The sequence below is a fragment of the Occallatibacter sp. genome, assembly GCF_036502485.1.
GTDB lineage: Bacteria > Acidobacteriota > Terriglobia > Terriglobales > Acidobacteriaceae > Telmatobacter.
Window position 1 is genome coordinate 20,684 of record NZ_DASXYM010000070.1, and the last position, 6,400, is coordinate 27,083.

A 6,400-nucleotide genomic window follows, 5' to 3' on the forward strand; every position below is an offset into this window, starting at 1 on the left:
TTAGGCTCAGGGTATGGAATTGAAGATTGTAGAGCTGGAGCGGGAGCCGATTGAATTCGACCTCCAGTTCAAGCCTGGGGCGATTCAGTACGGAGAAGAAGCTCAGCAGACGGGTTTGCTGGCGGCTGAAGGGCTGGCAGAGGTGTTGCATGAGCACCGCGGTCCCAAGGACGTGGTCGCCGATATCCGGCTGCGGGGGAAGTGGAAGGGCAATTTTCAGCTGCCGTGCGCGCGCTGTGTAGAGGATGTTGCCACCGCGCTGGAGGGCGAGTTCGACCTGATCTTCCGGCCGATGGGGGTGGATGCGGGTCCGGGAGAGCGGTCTATCTCGGCAGTAGAAACGGAAATCGGGTATTATCAAAAAGACAGTCTGTTGCTTGAAGATGTGCTGAGGGAGCAGGTGCTTTTGTCTCTGCCGGTCCGCACTCTGTGCAAGGAAGACTGCAAGGGACTTTGCCCGCACTGCGGAGGCAATCGCAACAACCAGACGTGCTCCTGCGAGGAGGGTCAGGCGGACCCCCGCTGGGAGGCTCTGGGCGAGCTTCGCGGACGGATCAAATCCCAAGATTGAACCCCTTAGATTCAGGGTGTTACGCCCGCGCCGAGAGGCGGCAATGATTTGCCCTGCGGCCGAGCGTAGATATGAAAGGAATTGCATCATGCCGAATCCGAAACGGCGCCACTCCACGCGCCGCACTGCCAATCGCCGCGCCCACGACTTTTTGACGGCAACGGGCGTTTCCGAGTGCCCGAACTGCCACGAGAAGAAGCTGCCCCACCGCGCGTGCCCCAAGTGCGGCGTGTATAAGCAGCGCCAGGTTGTGGAAGTTAAGGAAGCCAAGTAGCCGAGGGCTCCCACGAGCATGCTCATCGACATTGCGCTGGACGCATACGGGAGTGACAAAGCCCCGGAGCCTGAGATCCGAGGTGCGATTCTCGCGTGCCGCACGCTGCCGGTACGGGTCCATCTGATTGGGCCGGAGCCGGAATTGCGCGATCTGCTCGACGAGCACCTTGAAAACGAAGATTTGCCGATCTCGGTGGTGCACGCCACCGAGCGAATTGGCATGGACGAAAAAGCCGCGCACGCGGTGCGCACCAAGAAGGACAGCTCCATGAGAGTGGGGCTGAAGCTGGTGCGGGAACGCAAGTGCGCCGGCTTTGTGACGGCTGGAAACACCGGCGCCGCCATGGCCACGGCCAAGATGGTGCTGGGCGCGCTTCCGGGCGTGGACAGGCCGGCCCTGGCGACTCCCATGCCGACGTCGAAGAGCAATCCTTGTGTCCTGCTGGACGTGGGGGCGAACGTGGATTGCAAGCCCCATAATCTTGAGCAGTTTGCGGTGATGGGCGAGATGTATGCGCGCACCGTGCTGAAAATCCACAAGCCGCGCGTGGGCCTGTTGTCGATTGGCGAGGAAGAGACCAAGGGCAACGACCTGACCCGCGATGCTCTGGCGCTGCTGAAGGCGCTGCCGGTCCACTTCATTGGCAACGTGGAAGGCCGCGACATCTTCAACGGGCACGCCGACGTGATTGTGTGCGATGGCTTTGTGGGTAATGTGGCCCTGAAGACCAGCGAGGGCCTGGGGCGGTTTGTACGCGATGCGCTGCGGGAATCGCTGACCAAAACGGTGACCGCCAAAGTCGGCGCTCTGCTGTCGCGGCAGGCGTTCAATGATTTCCGCCGCCGGCTGGACTATACCGAATACGGTGGCGCACCGCTGCTGGGCGTGCGCGGCGTGTGCATCATCGGGCACGGCTCATCGAACGACAATGCGATCTTTAACGGCATCCGCGTGGCCTATGAGTTTGCCAAGGCGGGGACCAACGAAAAGATCGAGCGCGAGTTTGCGCAGCGGCCCACGCGCGGACATGCGGCGGAAACCCATCCAGACGCGACAATTCAGTAGGCTGACTGACATGTCGGCCGATCCTTCCCAGTCGGAATTCGCATTGCGCTTTGCCGAGGTGCGCGGGATGCTGGCGTGCCCGGCGTGCAAGGGTGAGCTGCGGCTGGAGTCGGACCGCGCGATTTGCGAGCGCTGCGGGCGCGGGTACCCGGTGGTGGATGGGATTCCTGTACTCATCGCGGAAGAGTAGCCCTCAAGCCGTCAGTTCTTCGAGTTCGCATATCCAGATTTCGCGTTGACTCACTGTGAATGCCGGGGGAACGAATCGCATCCTGCCTGATCCAGAGCGACACCCGGAGTGCTCCCCGTTTACAGTGTTGTGCATGACCAAGGTGCAGTCTTTTGCAGTCGTATGCGCGCTTATTTTTTGGAGCGCGTGCTTGTCTGGCGCGGCGTTCGAAGCTCCGGTTTCCTCGGCGGCAGGGCAGGCTGCTTCCGCCGGCGGGCAACAGCTTGCCATCCTCGATACCGATATTGGCGATGACATCGATGACGCTTTTGCGCTGGCGCTGGTGCTACGCAGTCCGGAAATCAAGCTGCTGGGGATCACGACGGCGTTTGGCGATACCGAACTGCGCGCGCGGCTGGTAGATCGCTATCTGGGCGCGATCGGGCGGACGGATGTTCCGGTTGCGACGGGCAAAGCTTCAGCGGCCAACAACATATTTACGCAGAAGGCATACGCGGAACGCGAGACCGATCACCGCCACAGGGATGGCGTCCAGTTTCTGCTGGACCAGATCAAGGCGCATCCGGGGCAGGTGACCCTGATCGCCATCGGCCCGCTGGTAAATGTGGGGGAGGCTATCAAGCGCGATCCCCAGACTTTCAAAAAGCTGAAGCGCGTGGTAATGATGGGCGGGAGCGTGTATCGGGGCTATGGCCCGAGCGGCACGGCGCCTCAGCCGGAGTGGAATATCGCGCGCGACCCGGAAGGGGCCAGGGCGCTGTTTGGGTCGGGCGTGCCGATCTTTATGATGCCGCTGGATTCGACGCAGGTGCCGCTGCAACTGACGGACCGGGACCGGATGTTTGCGTTCGGATCGCCCCTGACCGATCAGCTCACCCTGCTTTATCACCAGTGGGCGGCGCTGAACGACGGGCACAGCCCCAATCCGACGCTTTTTGATCCGGTGGCGGCCGCCTATGCGGTGAAACCGGAGCTATGCCCGGCGAAGCCGCTGCGCATCGAGGTGGACGACAAGGGCATGACCAAGCCGGTGGACGGACAGCCGAATGCGCAGGTATGCGTGCAGTCGGATGAAAAAGGATTTTTGGAGTTCCTGGTTGGAAGGATTACGGGCTCGGAATAGCGGGCCTTCGTCCCCTTGCGGTCCTGCGCTGTGGTGCGCCGCGGACGGTCGGAACGCCTCCCTAAAGAAGCACTGTGTTGTCCGTCACATTCAAAACCATTGACATGGGGAGAAATTGAGGTGAAAACCTTGCTCGATTCTGCTCAGCCCTGACGGATACCAGACTGGACACCTGGAGCGATAAGCGATTCCGGCAGGCTCGCGGCACGGTCGCGGCAAAGTGAGTCGATCAACGGCAGACGTCAAACGATTTTGGAGGATAACGTGAGAAACGGCTTGAGAATGTGTATCTTGGGGGTCGTTGCAGCCGGGTGTGCGGGGCTTTGGGTGACCGGGTGCAAGTCGGCTCCGGATTTGTCGAAGGACAACGCGGCGACGCTGATCCAATCGCACTATGACAGCGTGGCCCCGTCGGGGATCACTATTTCGGTGGACAAGATGGGGTTGCAGCAGGGCCTTACCGCCGGGTACTGGAAACTGACCAAGATCTATCCCAAACAGGAGGGGTGGGCCGACTACACGCTGACTGACGCCGGCAAGAAGGTGCTGAAGCTTGCCAGTGCCGGGGATGTGATCGAATGGCGGCCGGGAGGCGATGGGGAGTTCCACTTCCTGATCACAAGCCTGGCGGGCACGACGATGCGGGCCAAGGAGGTAAGCGACCCTCAGGACGAGATGCTGCCGGACGCCAAATCCGCCAAGAGCGTGAAGTACACCGAAAGCGTGAATATGAATGGTGTGCCTGAGCCGCTTCAGAACATCGCGCACAATGCGGGCAACAAGCTGAGCTCGAAGAAGCAGGCCGATCTGGCCTATGAGAACGGCGCCTGGAAGGTGCACGGGATCATTTAGGCCGTTTGTTGTCGCGGCTGCAGCGCGCCAGGATGGCGTGCTGCGAAATGTGGCAGGCGCGAGTGCGCGCAAGTGAGGTAGAAGAAGGCGCATTCTCGTCGAGAATGCGCCTTCTTCCTGTCGGGGAGCATGGCCCAGCCTGTGGGTGAGCTTCGGGGAGGCAGGCATTTTGTGCCGAGGCTTCCGTGATGTGGAATATCCTCTCCGAATGACAATCCTCCATGACGTGGTTTGCCCAAATCGTTCGCACAAACGGTGACATTCTCCAGGGCGCTACGGGAAGCGGTCAAAACCGAGGCGGTCTTAAATGGCGGTACTTATTCGGTGCCGTGAGGGCTGCAAGCCCGGGGCCGACGAATCCAATAGGCTCGGAAACTATCTATTAGATAGGAAAGCCACCTGATCCCGAGCGCCGGTTGGAACGACTGAATCCGCACTTAATTGACCACCTCCCCGATTCTTGTTATTCTCAAAAGGTTCCGCAAGAACGTCTTTTTCCGTGTGCTTTACGGAAGAGGGGTACGGGAAACCCGGGCAGGCACGTGAAGCGCGGGTTGGTCCTGAGGCCAGGCAACAGCAAGAGTCGGCCAAGAAAGGCCCTGAAGTGAGCTCTTTTCTTGCAAGGGCAGGGGCAAAGCCGATCCGGGGCAGGGTTGGAGTTTGAGGCTAAGTTCCTCATTTGCCTCGGGATCGCAAGTATCGCTACGGCGCTCGCGCGTTCTTCACCTTGAAGGGCTATGCGAGCCGGAACGGCGAAACGGAGTTGGCCTTAACCGGACTGGTTTCCGGGAGCGTACAGCCACCGTCGCAGTTCTCGTCTGAGATGGGAAGAAGGCAGACGCGAAGCAGAACCTGGGCGTCCTCGTGCGTGTGTGCGGCTCCAAATGCCGCCGGCACGAAGATAAGCCGGAAGGGCCTGCGCGCGGCTGTCTGAACGAAGGTCAGGATTCGGGTAAGGAGTTTCGGTTTGCCTACTTTTAATCAACTTGTCCGCAAGGGGCGCACGGCCCCCCGCTACAAGACGGCGTCGCCCGCACTGCAGGCATCGCCTCAGCGCCGCGGCGTTTGCACGCGCGTGTACACCCAGACGCCCAAGAAGCCGAACTCGGCGCTGCGTAAGGTGGCTCGCGTACGGTTGACCAACGGTATCGAGGTCACCACGTACATTCCTGGCATCGGTCACAACCTGCAGGAGCACTCGATTGTGCTCATCCGCGGCGGCCGTGTGAAGGATCTGCCGGGCGTTCGCTATCACGTGGTGCGCGGCACGCTGGATTCGGTCGGCGTGGCTAACCGCAAGCAGAGTCGTTCGAAGTACGGAGCCAAGCGCGCCAAGGGCGGAGCAGCGGCACCGGCGAAGAAGAAGTAAAGCAGTTGTCAGCGATCAGTTGTCAGTGATCAGAAACGCCTGACATCTGAACATGGCGGCACGATCGGTTCCCGGACGGAGCATTGGGCCGGGACTGGGGTAGCAGAAGCCGAGCGCCCTAGCGCTTGAGAGAGTTTTGAGGAACTATGCCGAGAAAAGGGCACATTTCGAAGCGGGAAGTAGCGCCGGACCCGGTTTACGCGTCGACGCTCGTGACCAAGTTTGTGAACTCCATGATGTGGGGCGGCAAGAAGTCGACCGCGCAGGGCATCTTTTACCAGGCCATGAAGAACTTGGAAGAGAAGGGCGGCGGGGATGACGCGCTCAAGCTGTTCAAGAAGGCCGTGGAGAACGTGAAGCCGCTGCTCGAAGTCAAGACCCGCCGGGTGGGCGGCGCCAACTACCAGGTTCCGATCGAAGTGAATCCCGATCGCCGCACGTCGCTGGCGATTCGCTGGCTGATCAGCTATGGGCGCGCTCGCGGTGAGAAGGGCATGATCGACAAGCTCACGAATGAGCTGCTGGATGCTGCCAACGGCCGCGGCGCCGCGATGAAGAAGAAGGAAGACGTTCATCGTATGGCGGAAGCGAACCGCGCCTTCGCTCACTATCGCTGGTAGTGCTTTCCCACCCTGACCGCAAAAACAAGGCGCGGCAAGGGTGGGGCACTCAAGAGTTTTGGTCCGAATCGCAAGTAGAATTCGGGACCTGGATTAAAAGAAGCAGGAAGTTAACAGCGGGCGTCCCCGCCCGCAAGGATCTGACACTGTGGCTCGCATTATTCCTCTGAATCGTTGCCGGAACATCGGTATCATGGCGCACATCGACGCCGGAAAGACGACAGCGACAGAGCGCATTCTGTTCTACACGGGCATCACGCACCGCATTGGCGAAGTGCATGAAGGCACTGCCACCATGGATTACATGGAGCAGGAGCAGGAGCGCGGCATCAC

Annotated in this window: 9 protein-coding genes; all 9 read left to right on the forward strand. The window is 60.5% G+C overall.

Going from position 1 to position 6,400, the window contains the following annotated elements; all coding sequences use genetic code 11:
- Positions 1-13: 13 nt before the first annotated feature.
- A complete protein-coding gene (locus VGL22_RS10445; protein WP_465266857.1) occupies positions 14-571 on the forward strand; it encodes a YceD family protein in 558 nt (185 codons plus the stop codon).
- Between the two features lie 88 nt (positions 572-659).
- Complete coding sequence (gene rpmF / locus VGL22_RS10450) at positions 660-845, forward strand: 50S ribosomal protein L32 (protein ID WP_465266858.1); 186 nt, start codon at positions 660-662, stop codon at positions 843-845.
- An 18-nt stretch (positions 846-863) separates the two neighbouring features.
- On the forward strand, positions 864-1,913 hold the full coding sequence (gene plsX / locus VGL22_RS10455) for a phosphate acyltransferase PlsX (RefSeq protein ID WP_465266859.1): 1,050 nt from the start codon (positions 864-866) through the stop codon (positions 1,911-1,913).
- Positions 1,914-1,923: 10 nt separating this feature from the next.
- Positions 1,924-2,103 carry a Trm112 family protein gene (locus VGL22_RS10460; RefSeq protein ID WP_465266860.1) on the forward strand — a complete coding sequence of 60 codons (180 nt, stop codon included), beginning with the start codon at positions 1,924-1,926 and terminating at the stop codon, positions 2,101-2,103.
- Positions 2,104-2,293: 190 nt separating this feature from the next.
- Positions 2,294-3,226 (forward strand): nucleoside hydrolase, encoded by a 933-nt coding sequence (locus tag VGL22_RS10465; RefSeq protein ID WP_465266861.1) that lies wholly within the window; start codon positions 2,294-2,296, stop codon positions 3,224-3,226.
- 291 nt (positions 3,227-3,517) lie between these two features.
- Positions 3,518-4,078, forward strand: a complete 561-nt coding sequence (locus tag VGL22_RS10470) for a hypothetical protein (protein WP_465266862.1) — start codon at positions 3,518-3,520, stop codon at positions 4,076-4,078.
- Between the two features lie 967 nt (positions 4,079-5,045).
- Entirely contained in the window at positions 5,046-5,447 is a 402-nt protein-coding gene (rpsL, locus tag VGL22_RS10475) for a 30S ribosomal protein S12 (RefSeq protein ID WP_026445796.1), read from the forward strand.
- Positions 5,448-5,593: 146 nt separating this feature from the next.
- Positions 5,594-6,067 carry a 30S ribosomal protein S7 gene (rpsG, locus tag VGL22_RS10480; protein ID WP_465266863.1) on the forward strand — a complete coding sequence of 158 codons (474 nt, stop codon included), beginning with the start codon at positions 5,594-5,596 and terminating at the stop codon, positions 6,065-6,067.
- Positions 6,068-6,215: 148 nt separating this feature from the next.
- A partial coding sequence (locus VGL22_RS10485) for a GTP-binding protein (RefSeq protein WP_465266864.1) occupies positions 6,216-6,400 on the forward strand: 185 nt, incomplete at its 3' end.

What these genes read in the sequence shown, in the direction of transcription:
- rpmF (WP_465266858.1), top strand. Translation starts at nt 660, where the DNA reads ATGCCGAATCCGAAACGGCGCCACTCCACGCGCCGCACTGCCAATCGC.
- rpsG (WP_465266863.1), top strand. Translation starts at nt 5,594, where the DNA reads ATGCCGAGAAAAGGGCACATTTCGAAGCGGGAAGTAGCGCCGGACCCG.
- plsX (WP_465266859.1), top strand. Translation starts at nt 864, where the DNA reads ATGCTCATCGACATTGCGCTGGACGCATACGGGAGTGACAAAGCCCCG.
- VGL22_RS10445 (WP_465266857.1), top strand. Translation starts at nt 14, where the DNA reads ATGGAATTGAAGATTGTAGAGCTGGAGCGGGAGCCGATTGAATTCGAC.
- VGL22_RS10460 (WP_465266860.1), top strand. Translation starts at nt 1,924, where the DNA reads ATGTCGGCCGATCCTTCCCAGTCGGAATTCGCATTGCGCTTTGCCGAG.